The following is a 19,178-nucleotide window of genomic DNA, read 5'->3' as shown; positions in this document are numbered from 1 at the left end:
CTGAATGCGCATCTCGTGGTGAGATATCTGTCAGAACGCAGGATGCCGGCCACGAGCGGGCATCACGCGCACTCGACGGAAGGCCACAAGCCGCACACGCCGGGTGTCGACGGCGACGGGCCACGAGCCTCAGCCGGCCCCGTCTCCTCAGTCGCCGGGCACGAGCAGCCGCAGCTGCACCATCGCGGAGAACCGCGCCTCCGGGTCGGTCAGGTCCAGCCCGCTGATCTCCGACAGCCGGCGCAGCCGGTACCGGAACGTGTTGGGGTGCGTGTACACCCGGCCGGCCGCCACCGCCACGTCGCCGAAGGCGTCGAGCCAGGCCCGCAGCGTCTCCACCAGGTGAGTGCCCTTCTCCCGGTCCTGTGCCAGGAGCTGTGCGACGGGGCCGGTCGGCTGGTCGCCGCGGGCGCGGACCAGGTCGCCGAGCTCGACCAGCAGGGCCTCCATCTGCACCGCCGTGAAGCGCGCGACGGGTTCGCGCGACGGCGCCTGCCGCGCCACCCGCAGGGCGCGGTCGGCGTTCGCCCGCGAGGAGGGGATGCCCGCGGCGTCGCCGGCGATGGTGCCGACACCGATCCGGATCTCGCTGGTCGCCCCGAGGCGCCCGAGGAAGTCGGTCGCGACGCGTGCGGCGCGGCTGTCCGCATCGCTGTGCTCGGGGCGGGAGTCCGAGTCGTCCTGCTCCGGACGGATGCCGACGACCGCGTACACGACGTTGCCGATCACGGCCACCGCGGAGCGGAGGTAGACGGCGCCGAGGTGCACGGCGAAGGCGTCGGCGATGCGCTGCCGTTCGGCCACCCCGCGGGCGCCGGCGGACGGTTCGTCATCGGTCTCCTCCGCCGCCGACAGCGCGAGCACGACGCAGCGATGGTCGCTGAGGCGCAGCCGGGCGGTGGCATCAGCAGCCCCGGGGCCGCCTTCGAGGATCGTGGCGAGCAGGTCGGCGCGGAGCCGGCGCTCGACATCGGCACCGGCGCGCAGCCGCAGCATGTGCAGGGCGACGAGCCCGGCGGAGTCCTTCAGCGCGCGCACGCGATCGGGGGACAGCGGCTCCTGCACGGCCGCCCAGATCGAGCCGAGGATCTCGTCGCCGGCGCGTACCGCCAGCGCGACGCGGGGGAACGAGGGCAGCCCCTCGGTGTTGTGCACCGGGCCGACGTCGATCGGGTCCTCGCTGCGGTACAGCTCCTGGAAGACGCCGCGCTCCTCCAGCTGTCGCGCGAACCGCTCCGGTACCTGCCGACCCAGCACCGTCTCGATGCGGGCAGGATCCGCCTCGTGCTGTCGGCCGGAGAACGCGACGACCCGCGAGTTGCGGTCCTCGATCGTGACCGGGGCGTTCAGCAGCGTGGCGATCGCATTCGCGAGGGCGAAGAGGTCGCCCGACGGCATCCCGCCCAGTGTCGTGGCCGCCTGATCGCCGACATCGCCCTCGGCGATGAGCGAACGCAGCATGGCCGCCAACTGCGCCCACGAGGCTCCACGGGTGAGCGCCAGGACCGGGATCCCCGTGGCCTCGGAGGCATCGCGCACCGGCTGCTCCGCTCGCACCGGCGCGCGCAGCACCAGCGCGGAGGCGTGCTGGGCGGCGAGGGCCTGCAGGAGCTCGGCGATCTCGTCCGGATCGCTCAGGCCGACGCCGAGCACGAGCGCCCCGCGCATGGGCATCGTGTCGTCCAAGACATCGTGGATCACGACGGTCTCGATCTCGGCGTCGACGTCGGCCGCGCCGCTCACCACCTCGAGCAGGGTGTTGCCGAGGTCTTCGATGACCCGGCCGAGGCTGGCGCGGGGCCTTGTCGTCACGGACATGAGCACAGGGCCCAGGCTAGGCCGCGACCGGCGGGGAGCGATCTGTGGGGCACGACGAAATCGTAGCGACAGTTGGTCGATCTCGACAGGCTCGTCGTGCCCCGCATTGCATCAGCTCAGAAGGTGATCCACTCCGTGCGCACCGTCACCGCGTCCAGCGCAGCGGCATCCGGGGTCACGCCGATCCCCGGCCCGGTGGGCACCGCGAGCGTGCCGTCCTCCACGACGAACGGCTCGGTGATGTCGCGCGAGTAGTAACGGCCGGAGCCCGACGTGTCGCCGGGGAGCGTGAAGCCGGGCAGCGCCGCGAGTGCGACGTTCGCCGCCCTGCCGATCCCGGTCTCGAGCATGCCGCCGCACCAGACGGGGATGTCGTTGGCCACGCACACGTCGTGGATGCGACGGGCTTCCAGGTAGCCGCCGACGCGCCCCGGCTTGATGTTCACGATCGAGCAGGCACCCAGGGCGATGGCGTCGGCTGCGGCGCGCGCCGACACGATCGACTCGTCGAGGCACACCGGCGTCGTGATCGCCTTCGCGAGCTGGGCGTGGCCGAGCAGATCCTCCTCGTCCAGCGGCTGCTCGATCAGGAGGAGGTCGAACGGGTCGAGCTTGGCGAGATGCCGGGCATCGCCCCGGTGGTAGGCGGTGTTCGCGTCGACCTGCAGCAGCACGTCGTCACCGAAGCGCTCCCGCACCGCACGGACCGGATCGATGTCCCAGCCCGGCTCGATCTTCAACTTGATGCGCACGTAGCCCTCGTCGAGGTAGCCGTCGACCGCGTCGAGCAGCTCGGGGATCGAGTCCATGATGCCGACCGAGACACCGCAGTCGACGCGGTCGCGCACGGCACCCAGCTCGCGGGAGAGGGGCACGCCCGTGGCCCGCAGCTCGGCGTCGAGGAGCGCCAGCTCGACGGCGGCCTTCGACATGCGGTGCCCCTTGAACTTCGCGAGAGCCGGAGCCACACCGCCGGCATCCAGGTCCTCCACCTGCGCCAGCGCCGGCAGCAGGAACCGGGTGATCACGTCGACGCTCGCTTCCACGTACTCGGAGGAGTACAGCGGGTCGTTCATCGCGACGCCCTCGCCCCAGCCCTCCGCCTCGTCGGTGACGGCGCGCACGATCAGCGCCTCGCGCACGGTCTGTACGCCGAACGACGTCCGGAACGGCGACACCAGCGGCATCTCGATCACACGCAGCTCGAATCCGGTGAGCTTCATCCCTGTACTCCTCTGTCGATGGTGTACGCGCCGGAGCGGTCGAACGAGAGCACACGCCCTCCGCCCTCCAGCGCAGATCCGAGCGTCTCGCGCAGTGCCAGGCGCCAGGCGGTCGCTCGGGCGGGTTCGGAGAGGCGCAGGGACTCGATGTCGCGCGGCAGCGCCACCCGCACGAATCGTGCCTCGGTGCGATGCCGCAGCGGTCCGAGGTCTTCGCCGACGCTGAGCAGCGGCTCGGCCTCCGCGGCCTCGTGGCCGACCGTGGTCGACTCCCCGTGGCTGGCCGCGACCACCTGGGGGTCGCGCACGTACCAGGTCACCAGCATCCGATCGGTGTCGTCCGCGCCGTTGAGCGCGTCGGCCATGTGCCCGTAGAAGTTGCGGTGATACGAAGTGGGTGCGGCAGCGAGCTTCACGAGGTTGAAGTGCGCATTCCGGCTGATGAGCGGATCGAACGTCCAGGAGATCTCGTCGAGTCCCTCCTGCAGCGCCCACGCGCGCTGATGCACCTTCAGTGCGAAGCCGACGCTGCGCCCCCGCATGCGCGAGGAGACCCCGGCGATGTGGCTGTGCAGCGCGCGCTGCTCCGGGGCGGCGAAGAACCCGAAGCAGGCTCCCACCAGCTCATCGCCCTCGAAGGCCCCGCCCACGTAACTGCCCGCCTTCGACAGCGCCCGCAGGGTCTCCACGTTCACGGGGGAGTTCTCGCCCTGCTTGGTCCAGATGCTCTGGAACAGTTCCGCGACCCGCGTGAAATCGTCCACGTCATTCAGCAGCCGGATCTCCACCCCCGCCGTCGCGGCGGCCGCGGTCGCTGCATCGGCGGCCTCCTCCGGTGAGGCGCTCTGCGCCGCCGCGTCCGTCACGCTCATGCCCTCTCACCGGCCAGCGCTGCGGAGATCAGTCCCCGCAGGAGCCGGATGCGCTCCGGGATCATCGCGACGATCACGTGCTCGTCGTCGGCGTGCGCGCCACCTCCCACGGCGCCGAGGCCGTCGAGCGTCGGGACTCCGAGCCCCGCGGTGAAGTTGCCGTCGGAAGCGCCGCCGACGGCGACTCCCTCGAACGGTGTCAACTCCGACCGCTCGGCGATGGCGACCGCCTGAGCGAACAGGCCGGCTGAGGATTCCCGCTCCATCGGACGGCGGTTGGGTCCGCCTTCCACGCGCACGGACGATCCGGGGAGTCTCGTCGGGATCGCCCGGATCGCCGCGTCCACGCGCTCCTGCTCCGCGACGGTCCGCACCCGCACGTCGACCGCGAACTCCGCGTCGGCGGGCACGGTGTTCGTGGTGCTGCCCGCACGCACCAGCGTGGGGGTCACGGTGGTGCCGGCCACCGGGTCGCCGAGTTCCTCGACCGCGAGCAGCAGATGCGCGGCCTCGACCGCGGCGTTGATACCGCGTTCCGGCTCCAGGCCCGCATGGGCCGCGCGACCCGAGGCGTGCACACGGTACAGCGACACGCCCTTGCGCGCGATCTTCACCGCCCCGCCGTCGGCAGCGGCCTCGAGGACGAGAGCCGCTGTGCAGCCGATCGCCTCCTGCTCGATCAGCGCACGCGAGCTGGGGGAGCCGAGCTCCTCGTCGCCCGTGATGAGGATGCTGACGCCCATGCGGTCGGGCAGCGCCGCCACGGCGTGCAGCGCCATCACGACGCCGGTCTTCATGTCGAAGCATCCGGGGCCGCGGAGCACACCGTCCTCGATCCGGAAGGGATGCCGCCGCAGCGATCCGAGCGGCCAGACCGTGTCGTGGTGTCCGAGGAGCAGCACCCGAGGCTCCCCGAACCGCCACCGCAGATGCGTGCGACCGTCGAGGACGATCCGCTCGGAAGCCGCGCCGAGCAGTCGCTCGCCGAGCTCGGCGAGAACATCGGCGCTGCGGGCGACGGCATCGAGGTCGTCGGACGGCGACTCGCAGGAGACGAGGGTCCCGATGTCGGCGAGGACCAGGTCGAGGTCCACGTCCGCCTGCACCGTCATCACGACACCTTCGGCGCCGCGCGGACGCCGTGGTGCAGATAGCGCTCGCCGCTGGGCAGGGAGTAGAACACCACGGCGTGCCAGGCCTGTTCGCCCTCCGGTCGCATGACGAACTCGCCGCGGCGGACGGGCACCAGCGGATGCTCCTGGACGGGGTCGGGGAGCATCGCGGCGAGCGGCCCGTTGAGGGTCGTGCGCATGCGCAGGCCGTCCTCGTCGCGGAAGATCTCGGTGCGCACGCCCGAACGGTCGTAGACGCCCTCGAACTCGGAGAAGTCATCCGTGAAGGGCTGCTCGGGCGGCACGAGCCCCGCGGGGATGGTGAGGTCGGCGAGCTCGGCGTAGATCTCGCCGAACAGCGCGTCGTAGAGGTCCCGGGTGTTGCCGCCGTTGCTCAGCAGCGTCACCGCCACGCCTTCATCCAGGAGGATGCGCAGGAACGACGACTGCCCGATGGTGTTGCCGTCGTGCCCGATGAGCTTGCGGCCGTCCCAGTCGAAGAGGATCCACCCGATGCCCCAGCTGTCGCCGAGGGAGTACGGGTCGGGCACATCGACCTCGTGCTGCTGCATGCGGCTCACGCTCGCCTCCGAGAGCACCCGGGTGCCGTCGGCCGCGAGACCGCCGGTGAGGTGCATACGGGCGAACGCGAGGATGTCGGCGGTCGTGGAGTTGATCAGCCCCGCGGGGCCCATCGAGCGGGGCAGCATCCACGCCGGGGCGAGCTCGGGTCCGTCCTCGCCGACCACGGTGTGGCCGCTCGCGGCCCGGAACATGATCGCCTCCTCCGGAAGAGTCGAGGAGTGGGTGAGACCGAGCGGGGTGAACAGCTGATCGCGCATGGCCTGGTCCCAGGTCGTGCCGGTGATCTTCTCGATCACCCGCCCGGCGAGCACGAAGCCCGAGTTGCAGTACGACATGGTCGCCCCGAGCGGGTGGTTCTGGGCGACGCCGTCGAGCAGCGCCACGTACTTCTCGAGCGTGTCGTCGCCGCGTCCGGTGTCGGTGAACACGTCGCCGTCGATGCCGCTCGTGTGGCTGAGCAGGTGGCGCATGGTCACGGTGCGCGTGACCTCGGGGTCGGACGAGGCGAACTCCGGCACATAGTCGACGATCGGGGCGTCGAGGTCGAGCTTTCCCTCGTCGACCAACCGCATGACCACCGACGCGGTCCACACCTTGCCCATCGAGCCGATCTGGAACACGGAGTCGTCGGTGGTCTCGATGCCCGTGCGGACGTTGAGTATGCCGTGATGCGCATACACCGGCTCCTCGCCGAGGCGCAGGATGCCGAGCGTCGCACCGGGGACCTTGTGCGCCTCGGCCAGCGCACTCAGTCGCTGCTGCCAGTGCCGGGCGTCGAGGCGGGCGCGCACGGGCTTTCCGGCAGGCGGGGCGTACTGCTCGACCCAGTCGATCACGCGCTGCGAGAAGTCGGCCCGGTGCGAGGGCTTGCCGGAGAGCGGGAACAGATGCGACCCGCCGGGGTAGAGCACCAGTCGGGTGGGCACACCGCGCTCGCGCAGCGCCGAGAACCACTGCTCGGCCTGACCCACGGGGCAGCGGTCGTCGGCCGCGCCGTGCAGGATCAGGGTGGGAGTGGTGACCCGGTCGACGTGTGTGTACGGGGACTGCGCCGCGATGCGCTCGGCGTCGCGCCAGGGCAGGCCGCCGTTCTCCTTCGCGGAGAGGTAGTGACCGAAGTCGGAGGTGCCTCCCATCGACAGGAGATCGGTGACGACACCGCCGGCGACCGCCGCCGCGAAGCGGTCGTCGCGCGAGGTGAGGAAGCAGGTCATGTAGCCGCCGTAGCTGTAGCCGGTGACGGCGAGCCGGGTCGGGTCCGCGATGCCCTCGGCGACGAGCTGGTCGATCGGCTCGAGGAAGTCGTTCGCGTCGTTCACACCCCAGCCGCCGGAGACCGCGGAGAAGAACTCGTCGCCGTAGCCGTCGCTCCCGCGCGGGTTGAGGGTGAGGATCGTCCAGCCGCGGCGCGCGAGCACCTGGTGGTACGGGTGAGTGAGGTCGGCAGCGCCGTTGGAGGCGTTGTGCGGACCGCCGTGGATGTCGAGCAGCAGCGGCTGCGGACCGGCGGTATCGGGGTCGCGGCGCAGCCATCCGGTCACGACCGTGCCGTCCGAGATCCTGAAGCGGCGCTCCTCGGCGACGACGAGGTCGAGGTCGGGCGTGCCGTAGTCGGTGAGCACCCGCGTCGTGCCGTCGGCGAGGTCGAGGAGCGCGACGTCGCCGAACGACTCCGGCGTCGCGAGCACGATCGCGGCGGAGGATGCTGCCACCGACAGCCCCGACACGTTCGCCGTGCCGTCCACGAGGGCTGTGGCGCCCGTGCCGTCCGGCGCCACGCGGTACACATGCGTGTAGCCGTTGTCACGCAGACAGAACACGATCTCCCCGCCGTCCGCGAACTGCGGCATGCCACCGGGGTAGCCGGGACCACCCGGCATGACGTTGCGGTCGAGGCTTCCCGTGATGCTCCGCGGTTCGCCGCCGCCGACCGGGAACAGCAGCAGGTCCGCGTTGCCGACCTCCGTGTCGGTGCGCCCGGCCGCGACGACGAACTGACCGTCCGGCGTCCAGCCCACGGCCGTCGCCTGCACGTCGGCGGCGCTCACCTGCACTGCCTCCCGGTTCGGGTCGGTGGAGGAGCGCACGAACACGGGGACCCGCATCGTGAGGTCCGCGTCGTCCTCGACGCTCGTGGAGTAGGCGATCCGCGCGCCGTCCGGCGACCAGAACGGGTCGGACGCGTGGGAGCGCCCGTGGGTCAGCACGGTGACCTTCTCCGAGGCGACGTCCAGAACGTGCAGCTGCTGCACGAGGGTGCCGAGGTTGCCCGCGCCGTCGGCCTTGTAGCCCAGGCGGTCGGCGGCGGCCGGTGCCGAGCGCCGGGCGAGGATCGTCTCCGCGGTCTCGCCGGGGAGTGCGGCGCTGTCGACGGGGGCGGTGAAGGCGATGCGCGACCCGTCGGGGCTCCAGGTCGGCGTGCCGGCGCCGAGCGGAAGGGTCGTGAGGCCGCGGGCCTCGCCGCCGCCGGCCGGGAGGAGCCAGATCTGCGCCGGTCCGTCCTGCGCGCGCAGGAACGCCAGCTGCGACCCGTCGGGGCTCCACACCGGAGTCGAGTCGGCGGTCGCGTGCGTGAGCGGGGCGGGGTCGCCGCCGGTCGTCGGCACCTGCCACAGGGCGCGCGTGTCCCGGTCGCCGTCGCGATCAGTCGTCCGCAGCACGAAGGCGATGCGGGCGCCGTCGGGAGACAGTGCCGGTTGCTCGGGGGTGCGGACAGAGAGCAGGTCGTCGACGGTGACACGGTTCATGGGAGCTCCAATCGGATGGTCAGTTCACTGTGTCCGCTGTGAGCGCGGCTGGTGTTGTCTGCGCGGCCGAAACCGTGGCGGCGCTTTGGGAGATGGGCACAGTTCCGAGCGGCGCGTCCGCGGGCAGCCCCGCGAAATGACAGGCCGCGCCCGCGGCGCCCGTGGGCAGGGGAGGTTCCGCGATCACGCAGAGCGGGCGATCGGGGCGTGCCGCCGGTCCGATCGGGCACCGCGGGTGGAAGCGGCATCCGCTCGGCGGCGCATGCGGATCGGCGGGCTCCACGTCGACGGGGGCCAGCGGATCGACGGCCAGGAGGTTCCCGTGCCGGGTCGGCGCCGCCTCCAGCAGATCCCGCGTGTAGGGGTGCTGCGGGTCGGCGAGGACCTGCTCCGTCGGTCCGAACTCGACGATGCGGCCGAGGTACATCACCGCGATGTGATCGCTCAGATAGCGCACGACCGACAGGTTGTGCGAGATGAACAGCATCGTCAGGTCGAGCTCGCTGCGGAGCTCCCGCACGAGGTTCAGGACGGAACCCTGCACCGACACGTCGAGCGCCGAGGTGATCTCGTCGGCGATCACGACCTCGGGCCGGGCGGCGAGAGCACGGGCCAGGGCGATGCGCTGACGCTGCCCGCCGGAGAGCGCCGCCGGGAGCGACTGCGCGCGGTCGGCGTCGAGGCTCACCAGGTCGAGCAGGCGGGCGACCTCGGCGCGGCGGGCGGTCGCTCCGCGGACGCCACGGGGGAGGGCCTCGGCGATGGATTCGCCGATCGTCATGCGCGGGTCGAGCGAGGAGAACGGGTCTTGGAACACCATCTGGATCGGGCGACGTCGGCGGAAGCTGCGCACGTCCACGCCGTCGAGGGTGATCGAGCCCTCACTGATGGGCGCGAGGCCGATCGCGGCGCGAGCGAGCGTGGACTTCCCGGAACCCGACTCGCCCACGAGCCCGACGACGGAACCCGACGGGACCGTGAGGCTCACGTCGTCGACGGCCGTGAGGCCGGATCGATGCGTGCCGTACCGGACGCTGACCTGATCGAAACGCAGTTCGCTCATCGCAGGACCGTCTCTTCCTCTTCCGCAGCCGTCTCATCAGCAACTGTCGCGATGGCCACCGGGACCGGCGCCTCGCCGCTGACCGGATGCCAGCAGGCGACCCGATGCCCCTCGGCATCCGCCACGAGTTCGGGATCGGTCTCTCGGCAGAGATCGGTGGCGAGCGGGCAGCGGGCGGCGAACGCGCATCCCGCGGGGAAGGCACCCGGTGCCGGTGGTCGACCGGGGATCACCTTGAGCGGTTCCCGGCGGTCGGCGTCGAGCTCGGGCACGACCTCGAGCAGTGCGCGGGTGTACGGGTGCCGGGCGTCGGTGTGGAGGGTGGCCGCCGGCAGGTCCTCCACGATGCGACCGGCGTACATCACCAGCACCCGATCACACGTCTGCGCGACGACCGCGATGTCGTGGCTGATGAGCAGGATCGCGGCATCGGTGTCGCGCCGTACTCCCGCCAGCAGCTGCAGCACCTGTCGCTGCACGGTCACGTCGAGCGCCGTGGTGGGCTCGTCCGCGATGATCAGGCGCGGGTGGTTCATGAGGCCCATGGCGATCATCGCCCGCTGCCGCATACCGCCGGAGAACTCGTGCGGGTACTGGCGGGCGCGTCGTGCGGCCGCGGGCACGCGCACCGACTGCAGGCGTTCGACCGCCCGGTCCATCGCCTGCTTCCGGGTGATGTCCTGGTGTTCGGAGGCGGCCTCGGCGAGCTGCGATCCGATCCTCCTGGTCGGGTTGAACGAGGTCATCGGATCCTGGAACACCATCGCCAGCGAGGTGCCGAGCAGGCTCCGCACGGCGCGGTCGGATGTCGTCAGCAGCGGAGTGCCGCAGAAGTCCAGGTGCGCGGCGGTGACATCGCCCGGGCGCTCGATCAGGCGGGCGGCGGCGAGGGCGGTGAGGCTCTTGCCCGACCCGGATTCGCCGACCACGCCGATGGCTTCTCCCCGAGCCACCGTGAACGAGACGCCGCGCACCGGGGTGACCCAGCCGGCCGGCGTCGGGAAGGAGACGCGGAGGTCGTCGACGACGAGCACCGCCTCGCCGCCGTCGACCGGCGCGGGCTGAGCGCCGCCGGGACGCACGATCGTGGGGAGGGGCCGACGGCGTCGAGCGGAACGACCCCCGAGCGCCGCCGCCGCGGTCTCGCCGAGGAGGTTGAAGGCGAGGCCGGCGATCACCACGGCCACCGCGGGTCCGAGCGCTGCCGCCGGGTTGAGGTAGATGCGGTTCAGACCCTCGCCGAGCAGGCGACCCCAGTCGTACTCGGGCACCTGGACGCCCAGCCCGAGGAATGACAGACCCGCGAAGGCGAGCAGTGCCGAACCGGCCGCCACGGTCGCGTTCACGATGAGCGGTTCGCCGATGTTCGGCAGGATGTGCCGGATCAGGATGCGCATGCGCGAGACGCCGGCCACCTGCGCGGCGGAGATGAAGTCGCGGCCGGCGATCGCGGCCGACAGGGTCTGTGTCAGCCGGGCGAATTGCGGGGCCATGGCGAAACCGATCGCGAGCACGGCGCCCGTGGAGCCGACACCGAAGATGACCGCGAAGAACAGGGCGAGCAGGAGACCGGGGAAAGCGACCGCGATGTTCACGAAGCCGACGATCGGCCGGCCGAGCCACCGCGGGAGCACGGATGGCGCGGTGCCCAGCAGCGTGCCGGCGACGACGCCGATGATCACGGCGATCACGGCGAGCACCACGGAGAGCCGGGTGGCGACCAGCACGCGGGCGAGCACGTCGCGTCCGAGCGTGTCGGTGCCCAGCAGGTGTGCGGCGCTCGGTCCCTGCGTGATCTCGGTGGGGTTCACCTGCTCGGCCTGCGCGCCCCAGATCATCGGGGCGAAGATCGCGCCCAGGGCGACGAGCAGCATCAGGCTGAGAGCGGTGATGCCCAGTGGTGACCGGACGATGCCCGACCAGGCCGTACGTGCCGACATCATGCCTCCCGGATGGTGGATCGAGGGTCGAGGAGGGCGAGGATCACGTCGATCACGAGGTTCACGACGAGGACGCCGACGCCGTAGACGAGCACGATCCCCTGGACCACGGAGTAGTCCTTCGTGAGGATCGACTGCACGATCATGGTGCCCAGGCCCGGCCAGGCGAAGACGTTCTCGACCAGCACGGTCCCGGCGACCATGCCCGTCAGGAGCAGGCCGGTGAGCGTGAGGGTCGCCGTCATGGCGTTCGGCAGCGCGTGGCGCGAGTAGATGCGGTGCGGGGCGAGCCGCTTGGCGCGCGCGGTGCGGATGAAGTCCTGGCCGAGCACCGAGAGCACCTCGACGCGGATGATGCGCGAGAAGACCGCGATGGGTCCGACCGCGAGCGCCACCACGGGGAGGACGAGTGCGAACGGCGCGGTGTTGCCGGCGACCGGGAACCAGCCGAGGGAGACCGCGAACACATAAACGAGTCCGACCGCGAGGAGGAACTCGGGAATCGCGGCCAGGATCACCGACCCGGTCGCGAACGCCAGCTCGAGGCCGCGCCGCCGCCCGCCTCGGGTGAGGACGGCCATCGTCACCCCGAGCGGGACCGAGACCAGCAGCACGAGGAGCACCGCGAGGAGGGCGAGCTGGAGGGTGGCCGGAAGTCGGGTGGCGATGATCTCCGACACCGGTTGGCTGGTGATCATCGATGTGCCCATGTCGCCGGTGAACAGACCGCCGATGTAGCGGAAGTACTGCACGATCAGCGGCTGGTCGAGCCCGAGCGCGGCGCGTCTGGCCTCGACCAGCTCGGTCGGGGCGTTCAGCCCGAGCGCGGCTCGCACCGGGTCGCCCGGCACGAGGTGGATCATGAGGAAGGCAGCCGTGACCAGCACCCACACCGAGAGCAGGAACTGCCCTCCGCGACGGACCAGGAAGGACACCCAGGGGTTGTCCGACCGTGCGGATCTGATCAGTATCGCCTGCGTGGCGGTGGTGCTGGCCATCGGCTGCCTCCGGTCCCAGATCTACTCGTACATGCGGATCGACGTGGGGTCGATGCCGTCGCCCTCGGTGAAGGTCGCCTTGGTCGCGAAGGTCGACCGCGTGATGTTCGCGTACGGCACGACGCTGGTCGTCTCGAACAGTGCCTCCTCCGCGGCGGCCCAGTCGTCGCAGCCCTCGTTCCCGCCTTCGGCGGATGCCGCGGTGACGGCGGCGGTGTAGTCGGGGTTGTCGATCGAGGCGTAGTTGGTGCCGTTCGGGGGCGTCGGTCCGGAGTAGAACGGCACGAGCATGCTCGGCAGCGAGACCGTCAGCGGCGCCGCCGAGATGTCCCAGTCGCCGGTGGAGAACAGCACCTCGCTAAGGGTCGGCGAGTCGACGGCGGTCACGCTGATGTCGACGCCGAGGTCCTTCCAGGCCGCCTGTGCGAGTTCGGCGGCGGCGTTGCCGGCATCTCCGAGCTGCGAGGAGTAGATCATCCGCAGGGTGAGCGTCTCGCCGTCCTTGGCACGCACCCCGTCGGAGCCGGCTTCCCACCCGGCGTCGTCGAGTGCCGCGGCGGCTGCCTTCACATCCAGCTCGGGGAGGTGCCCCGAGACGGTGTCCGCCCGGCACGGGTTCGGCGACACCGTGACGAGTCCGGTCGGCACCGTCGCCTTGCCGCTGCCGATGACCTGGCGCATCTGCTCGAGGTCGACCGCCTGCATCAGCGCCTCGCGCACCGCCTGGTCGGCCGTGGGTCGCCCTTCCGCCTGGTTGAAGGTGAAGGACCCGCCGGGGGTCTCGATCGAGGTGTGGAAGAGTCCGGCGTCCTCCACTCGTGCGGTGTCCGGGCCGATCACCAGGGCCGCGTTGACCTCACCAGACAGCAGCAGGTTGGTCGCGGTGGTCTCGTTGGGCACGACGCGGAACACGACGGTGTCCGGCAGGCCCTTCTGCTCCGGGTCCCAGTCGCCCGGGCCCCAGGCGAAGTCGTCCCGGCGGGTGAGGGTGTACTGGCTGTTGGGTGCGATCTCGGTCATGGTGAACATCCCCGTCGAGCCCTCACCCTTCGCGAGCGCATCCGGGTCATCGATCACGGTGCCGCAGACGATCGAGATGCTGCCGATGTTCTCGATGAGGAACGAGTCCGGTCGTCCGCTGGTGACGGTGACCGTGCCGGCGTCGTCGTCGCCGACCGCGGCTGTTCCGGGCTGCACCTGCAGGCCCATGAGCGGCGAGCCGTTCGCGGGGTCGCCGATGTGGGTGATGTTCGCTGCGACGTCGGTCGCCGTCAGGGGAGTGCCGTCCTCGCACGAGAGGTCGTCTCGGAGCGTGAAGGTCGCGGTCGTCGTGTCCGCCTCCCACTTCTCGGCCAGGCCGGAGGCGATGCTGCCGTCTTCCGAGACCTCCACGAGGCGCGCGTAAAGGAAGCGGTCGATCGAGCGGGCGACGGACATCACGGTCACGAACGGATCCAGGCTGCCCGGGTCGGTCGAGATCACCGAGGTGAAGGTCTTGCCGTCGGCGAGGACGCCCTCGGGAGCGTCTCCGCCGCCGGGGGAAGCGCCTGCGGCACAGGACGTCAGGGCGAGCGCCGCAGCGCCGAGCAGCGCGATCAGCGGGGTACGAGAACGCATCAGAAGCCTCCAGCAGTGTTCGGGATGGTGCAGGTGGTGGTGCAGGGGGTGGGGCGGGTGCAGATCAGAGTGCGCGCAGGTGCTCGACGGCGGAGAAGGCCGCGCGACCGATCGAGGCGTCCACGAGGGGCTGCCTGTCGGCGAGCGATGCAGCGCGGGTGAAGACGGCCACGGCGTACTGCCGGCCGTCGGGATAGGTGACGACACCGGCCTCGTTGCGCCAGGTGGGGAGGGTGCCGGTCTTCGCCGCGATGCGGACCCCGGGCGGGAAGCCGGAGGTCAGCCGGTGCGGCCAGACCTGCAGCGCCATGATCTCGCGCGCCTGGCGGCAGGCCTTGGCCGACGCCGCCGTGTCCGTCCACAGTGCGTTCAGTAGCGTGGTGACGTCACGCGGCGTGGAGTGCGAGGTCTTGACGGGATGCACCGCGTCGAGCGCGAGGATCTGCTCGGCCGTCGCGCCCTCGAAGAGTTCGTCCAGATCGCTGTCGGCCGCACCGCCCAGATCGGCGATGACCGAGGCGAAGAGGTCTTCGCAGCATCCGATGAGTCGCGTCTGCCTGAGCCCCAGATCGCTGATCACCCGGTTCACGGCCTCCGTGCCGAGGCGGTGGTAGAGGACGTCGGTCGCGGCGTTGTCGCTCATCGTCATCATGTTCAGCGCGAGGTCGCGCCAGCTGGCCACGACGTCGTCCGCGAAGCCGGCCGTGCCCACGCCGCCGATGCGGTAGCGCGCCGTCACGGTGGTCCGCTCGGTCGGGTCGAGTTCACCGGCGGCGACCGCGCGGACGTAGGCGGTGAGGACGAGGATCTTGAACACCGAGGCGAGCACCACGGGCTCGTCGGCGCCGACGCTCACCTCCGCGCCGCCCTCGACGCCGATCTCCCGTGCGTGCAGGAAACCGGTGGCGCCGGCATCCGTGAAGATCTCCTGGATGTCGGACGAGATCGCCGACTCCGGCGCCGTGACCGTGCTCACGCGTCGACCCGGCGGTCGGCGCGTCCCGTGTGCAGGTACAGGGCGCGTCCGGTGCCGTCGTCGCCGACGAAGGCGTGCGGCATGCGCATCCCGTGCTCCTGCTTGCGGGGGAGCAGCGTGTCCCTCGTCCAGCCGACCAGCTCGACCGGCTCCGGTGCCGGGCCGAGCTCGGCGAAGATCCCCTTCATGGTGCGCTCCAGCCAGATGCGGCCGTCGTCGTCGAGTCGCACCGTCGAGTCGGAGACCGACGACGAATACGTGCCGAGGATGCGGTCCACGTCGATCTCGACCGGCGTCTCGGGGATCGTGGGCAGGGCGGGCATCGTGACCCCGGCCAGCGCCTCGAGCACCCGGGAGGTGATGGCGTGGTAGGCGTCGACCGTCTGCCCGCCGTTGGTGAGGACCGCCACGGCGACCCCTGCGGAGGGGACCATCCGCAGGAACGCGTTCTGCCCGATCGTGCCGCCGTCGTGGCCGATCACCGGGCCGCCTTCCCAGTCGAAGATCTCCCAGCCCAGGCCCCAGGCGTCGCCCATCAGACCGAGCTCGGGAAGGTCGACCTGCCGCTCCTGCATCGCCCGCACGCTCTGCTCCGAGAGCACGCGGGTCCCGTCGGAGGCGACGCCGCCGTCGAGGTGCATCCGGGCATAGCTCACCAGGTCGTGCGCCGTCATGGCGAGCATCGATCCGGCCGGAGCGTTGGAGCGCACGAGGCTCCACACCGGAGCGGGCACCGGCTCGTCGCTGCCCTCTGCGGGGATGTGCCCGAGCGCGGCGCGGAACATGATCGCCTCGGACGCCGTGGTGGCCACGTGGGTCAACCCCAGCGGACCGGCGAGGTGGGTGCGGAGCGCCTGATCGTAGGACGTGCCGCGCAGCACCTCGACGATGCGGCCGAGCACGACGAACGCGGCGTTGTTGTACGAGAAGCGCTCGCCGGGGGCGAAGAGCTGCGGGGCATCGGCGATCGTGGCGAGGTACTTCTCCACGGCGTCGTCGCCCACTCCGGTGTCGTTGAACAGATCGCCCTCGAAACCGCTCACGTGGCTCAGCAGCTGCCGAGCGGTGATCGCGCTCGCCGCCGCGTCGTCGCCGATCGCGAACGCGGGCACGGTGTCGCGCACCGGGGCGTCGATGTCGAGCAGACCCTCGTCGACGAGCTGCATGATGAGCGTCGCCGTCCAGGTCTTCGTGATCGAGCCGATCTGGAAGACCGAGTCGACGTCGGCCTCGACACCGGTGTTGCGGTTCAGGATGCCGGCGGCGGTGGTGAAGATCTCGCCTCCGGACAGGATCGCGACGGATGCCGCGGGGATGTGCGCGTCGGCCAGCATCGTGGGAAGGTTCTCCCGCACCCAGCTGCCGATTTCGTTCAGGTCGGACACGTGCGCTCCTCTACATCGAGTGGGTCGTCGCATTCGGGGCGACGGCGATGGGGCCGAGACTATTCGCGTGCTCCGCCGGGCCGTTGGTGCCCGGCGACGAGACTTGCGCGCACCTTGGTTCGCCAGGACGAAGGATCAGCGCTTCATGCGTCTCCTCGGACGGCACGCCCCGGGAGGGCGTCGGGCACGATCTCCCCGGCGTGCACGACGGGGACGCCGTGTACGTAGAGCTGGCGGATGCCCCGGGAGGGTCTGGTCGGGTCGGAGTAGGTCGCCCGGTCGGTGAGCGTCGCCGGGTCCAGTACAACGATGTCGGCGTCGGCACCGACCGACAGGTGTCCCTTGCCCCGCATCCCGGAGGAGACCTCATCGAGCACGCGCGCCGGCAGGTAGGCGCAGCGCCGGAATGCCTCGCCCCAGCTCCAGGTCCCGCTCTCGACGACCATCAGACGCAGCGACTTCGTGAACGTCCCCGCCGTGCGCGGGTGCGTGTGCCCGCCCGAGGGGAGGGGCCATTCTCGCTGCTCGTACACGGTGCGTCCGTCGGCCTCCACCCACGAGACGGGCATCGCGTCGCTCGCGACGATCGAGTCGGGGTAGGCGAGCGCGCGGTGCAGGTGCGCGCGGTCGAAGGGGTCGGCCTCGTCGAGGAAGGTCACGATGCACGTGGCCCCGGGGTCGGTCGCCCGTACCTCGCGCAGCCGCGCCTCGTCGGCGATGCGCTCGCCCGTGTCCACGAGGACGAGCGAGGTCGGGGTGATGCCGAGACCCTTGAGCTTCTCCGGAGCGAGGAAGAACGCGCCGATCGCCGTGCTGCCCGCACCGTAGGGATAGGCCTCGACCGTCACGCGCGAGCCGGCGGCGCGGCTGCGGTCGAGCAGGGCGAGCACGCGGTCGATGTGGCGCAGCGAGGTGCTGTTCACGTGGCAGTGGTGCATCGCGGCACCCGTCTCGGCGGCGGCGCGGACCAGCTCCTCCGAGCCGTCGATCGGGGTGCGGGGATCGGCCTCGATCAGCTCGCGCACGTGCGTGAAGGTGGGAGCGTGTGCGGCGGCGGCGAGCCGGGAGAGGTCGAGGTACTCGTCCGGATCGGAGCGGGGCGCGTAGCCCATGAGCACGCCGATCCCGAGGGCTCCCGCGCCGAGCTCATCTTCGAGCAGGCTGAGCCAGCGGCGGCGTTCGGCGGGGGAGGAGGCGCGCTGCCACTCGGGCTTCCCGAGCAGGTCCATCGACGCGGTGAAGTCGGCGACGGGCACCCGGTCGAGGTGGGCGTACGCCCGCGCCTGCGACCAGGATGCGGAGAACCCGTAGTTCAGGGGGCGTCCGTCGGCGGCGGCGCGGGCGAGGGCTTCGGCGATCGGCATGAGGCCGGCTTCGAGGTCGAGTGCGGTGGTGACGCCGTCCATCGCCTGCAGCCGCTGTCCGGCGATGGAGTGGACGTGACTGTGCAGATCGACGAATCCCGGGCCGACGATGAGACCCGTGGCGTCGACGATGTCGGCACCGGCCGGTGCGGCGAGGTCGTCGCCCACGGCGGCCACCCGTCCGTCCGCGATCAGGAGGTCGGCGATCCGATCGGATCCGGTCTTCGGGTCGATGACGCGCCCGCCGCGCAGCAGAGTGTCCACGCTGTCACGATGCCACGCGGCGGGAGGCGGTTCCGGTGCAGTTCGACGAAACCCCGCGCACCTTCCCGTGCCCCCGCACAACCGGAGACGCGCTCGACGGGGCGCGGAGAGGTGCGTCCGCGCGTCCCAGCAGACATAATGAATGTGACGATGTGACCGTGCACACGCGAGGAGGCGAAGTGATGTCCACCGCCTCCGAGCGCGCGCGCCTGCCCAGCATCCGCGATGTCGCGCGGCTCGCCGGGGTCTCCCATCAGACCGTGTCCCGGGTGCTGAACGATCATCCGAGCATCCGTCCCGAGACGAAGGCCAAGGTCCTCGACGCGATCGCCGTGCTCGACTACCGGCCGAATCTCGCGGCGAGGGCACTCGTCACCAGCAAGTCGAACATGCTGGGCATCCTCTCGGCGACGATCGGCGAATTCGGTCCGACGTCGTCCATCGCCGGCATCGAGGATGCGGCGCGCGAGGAGGGCTACTCGGTCTCGACCCTGAACCTTCCCGCCACGACTCCGGAGGCGATCGGCAACGCGGTGCGGCAGCTCTCGCGTGAGCAGGTGGACGGGATCGTGGTGCTCGCGCCGCAGGTACGGGTGTTCCATGTCCTGCGCGGCATGTCCGTCGACATGCCGTTCGTCACGCTGCAGACGGCTTCCGGTTCGGATGGGGTGAGCCTCTCCGCCGACCAGGTCGCCGGCGCCAGGGCGGCCACGGAGCACCTGATCTCGCTCGGCCACAGCGACATCCTGCACCTCGCGGGGCCGCAGGACTGGATCGAGGCCGAGTCGCGTATGCGCGGCTATCTCGACGGACTGCGCGAGGCGGATCTGCCGACGTTCCCCCCGATCCGCGGCGACTGGACCGCGGATTTCGGGTACTTCGCGGGCAAGGAGCTCGCTCTCCGCCGCGACTTCACCGCCGTGTTCGCGGCGAACGACCTCATGGCGATCGGGCTGATGCACGGGTTCCGCGACTCCGGAATGCGTGTCCCGCACGACGTGAGCGTGATCGGTTTCGATGATATTCCCGTCGCGGCACATGTGGCTCCATCGCTCAGCACCGTGCACCAGGACTTCCCCGAGCTCGGACGTCGGGCCGTGCGGATCCTGCTCGCCCAGATCAGGGGTGAGCAGGTGCCGGAGTTCGGCCCGCTGCAGACGATCCTGCGTGCGCGCGAATCCGCCGCATCACGGTAGCGACACGAAATCGCCGCG

General features: G+C 71.0%; 13 protein-coding genes. 1 reads left to right on the top strand and 12 read right to left on the bottom strand.

Annotation, left to right across the window (positions count from 1 at the left end; all coding sequences use genetic code 11):
- Positions 1–147: 147 nt before the first annotated feature.
- From ACWGO6_RS13995 to ACWGO6_RS13940, 12 genes are all read right to left on the bottom strand, one after another.
- Positions 148–1,818 (bottom strand): helix-turn-helix domain-containing protein, encoded by a 1,671-nt coding sequence (locus ACWGO6_RS13995; protein ID WP_452326989.1) that lies wholly within the window; start codon positions 1,816–1,818, stop codon positions 148–150.
- Positions 1,819–1,934: 116 nt separating this feature from the next.
- Positions 1,935–3,041: an o-succinylbenzoate synthase gene (gene menC, locus ACWGO6_RS13990; protein ID WP_452326988.1), complete on the bottom strand. Its 1,107-nt coding sequence runs from the start codon at positions 3,039–3,041 to the stop codon at positions 1,935–1,937.
- Positions 3,038–3,913, bottom strand: coding sequence for a hypothetical protein (locus tag ACWGO6_RS13985; protein ID WP_452326987.1), 876 nt, complete (start codon positions 3,911–3,913; stop codon positions 3,038–3,040). The genes menC and ACWGO6_RS13985 overlap by 4 nt, the downstream gene beginning before the upstream one ends.
- Positions 3,910–5,025 (bottom strand): M20 family metallopeptidase, encoded by a 1,116-nt coding sequence (locus ACWGO6_RS13980; protein WP_136041457.1) that lies wholly within the window; start codon positions 5,023–5,025, stop codon positions 3,910–3,912. The genes ACWGO6_RS13985 and ACWGO6_RS13980 overlap by 4 nt, the downstream gene beginning before the upstream one ends.
- The gene (locus ACWGO6_RS13975) at positions 5,025–8,357 is read right to left on the bottom strand and encodes a serine hydrolase (protein WP_452326986.1); all 3,333 of its coding nucleotides are present in this window, start codon (positions 8,355–8,357) and stop codon (positions 5,025–5,027) included. The genes ACWGO6_RS13980 and ACWGO6_RS13975 overlap by 1 nt, the downstream gene beginning before the upstream one ends.
- Before the next feature lie 19 nt (positions 8,358–8,376).
- Positions 8,377–9,420, bottom strand: a complete 1,044-nt coding sequence (locus ACWGO6_RS13970) for an ABC transporter ATP-binding protein (protein ID WP_452326985.1) — start codon at positions 9,418–9,420, stop codon at positions 8,377–8,379.
- Positions 9,417–11,363 (bottom strand): dipeptide/oligopeptide/nickel ABC transporter permease/ATP-binding protein, encoded by a 1,947-nt coding sequence (locus ACWGO6_RS13965; RefSeq protein WP_452326984.1) that lies wholly within the window; start codon positions 11,361–11,363, stop codon positions 9,417–9,419. Before ACWGO6_RS13965 ends, ACWGO6_RS13970 begins: the two co-directional genes overlap by 4 nt.
- Complete coding sequence (locus ACWGO6_RS13960) at positions 11,360–12,358, bottom strand: ABC transporter permease (protein WP_136041461.1); 999 nt, start codon at positions 12,356–12,358, stop codon at positions 11,360–11,362. Before ACWGO6_RS13960 ends, ACWGO6_RS13965 begins: the two co-directional genes overlap by 4 nt.
- A 21-nt stretch (positions 12,359–12,379) precedes the next feature.
- Positions 12,380–13,975 (bottom strand): ABC transporter substrate-binding protein, encoded by a 1,596-nt coding sequence (locus tag ACWGO6_RS13955; protein ID WP_452326983.1) that lies wholly within the window; start codon positions 13,973–13,975, stop codon positions 12,380–12,382.
- A 64-nt stretch (positions 13,976–14,039) separates the two neighbouring features.
- Positions 14,040–14,951 carry a serine hydrolase gene (locus tag ACWGO6_RS13950; RefSeq protein ID WP_452326982.1) on the bottom strand — a complete coding sequence of 304 codons (912 nt, stop codon included), beginning with the start codon at positions 14,949–14,951 and terminating at the stop codon, positions 14,040–14,042.
- Positions 14,948–16,336: a serine hydrolase domain-containing protein gene (locus tag ACWGO6_RS13945; RefSeq protein WP_136041462.1), complete on the bottom strand. Its 1,389-nt coding sequence runs from the start codon at positions 16,334–16,336 to the stop codon at positions 14,948–14,950. The genes ACWGO6_RS13950 and ACWGO6_RS13945 overlap by 4 nt, the downstream gene beginning before the upstream one ends.
- A 143-nt stretch (positions 16,337–16,479) precedes the next feature.
- Positions 16,480–17,964 carry an amidohydrolase family protein gene (locus ACWGO6_RS13940; RefSeq protein ID WP_452326981.1) on the bottom strand — a complete coding sequence of 495 codons (1,485 nt, stop codon included), beginning with the start codon at positions 17,962–17,964 and terminating at the stop codon, positions 16,480–16,482.
- Between the two features lie 182 nt (positions 17,965–18,146).
- On the opposite strand from ACWGO6_RS13940, the gene ACWGO6_RS13935 reads away from it, so the two are divergent.
- Positions 18,147–19,160: a LacI family DNA-binding transcriptional regulator gene (locus tag ACWGO6_RS13935; RefSeq protein ID WP_136041465.1), complete on the top strand. Its 1,014-nt coding sequence runs from the start codon at positions 18,147–18,149 to the stop codon at positions 19,158–19,160.
- The last annotated feature ends 18 nt before the right edge of the window (positions 19,161–19,178 follow it).

This window comes from Microbacterium sp. NPDC055665 (assembly GCF_053618035.1).
The sequence above is the reverse complement of the archived record's forward strand: the minus strand, read 5'-3'. Positions and strand labels throughout refer to the sequence as shown.

Bases quoted from the DNA above. Each gene is read 5' to 3' on its own strand.
- ACWGO6_RS13975 (WP_452326986.1), bottom strand. From the start codon at position 8,357: ATGAACCGTGTCACCGTCGACGACCTGCTCTCTGTCCGCACCCCCGAG.
- menC (WP_452326988.1), bottom strand. From the start codon at position 3,041: ATGAAGCTCACCGGATTCGAGCTGCGTGTGATCGAGATGCCGCTGGTG.
- ACWGO6_RS13955 (WP_452326983.1), bottom strand. From the start codon at position 13,975: ATGCGTTCTCGTACCCCGCTGATCGCGCTGCTCGGCGCTGCGGCGCTC.
- ACWGO6_RS13970 (WP_452326985.1), bottom strand. From the start codon at position 9,420: ATGAGCGAACTGCGTTTCGATCAGGTCAGCGTCCGGTACGGCACGCAT.
- ACWGO6_RS13935 (WP_136041465.1), top strand. From the start codon at position 18,147: ATGTCCACCGCCTCCGAGCGCGCGCGCCTGCCCAGCATCCGCGATGTC.
- ACWGO6_RS13980 (WP_136041457.1), bottom strand. From the start codon at position 5,025: ATGACGGTGCAGGCGGACGTGGACCTCGACCTGGTCCTCGCCGACATC.
- ACWGO6_RS13995 (WP_452326989.1), bottom strand. From the start codon at position 1,818: ATGTCCGTGACGACAAGGCCCCGCGCCAGCCTCGGCCGGGTCATCGAA.
- ACWGO6_RS13985 (WP_452326987.1), bottom strand. From the start codon at position 3,913: ATGAGCGTGACGGACGCGGCGGCGCAGAGCGCCTCACCGGAGGAGGCC.
- ACWGO6_RS13960 (WP_136041461.1), bottom strand. From the start codon at position 12,358: ATGGCCAGCACCACCGCCACGCAGGCGATACTGATCAGATCCGCACGG.
- ACWGO6_RS13965 (WP_452326984.1), bottom strand. From the start codon at position 11,363: ATGATGTCGGCACGTACGGCCTGGTCGGGCATCGTCCGGTCACCACTG.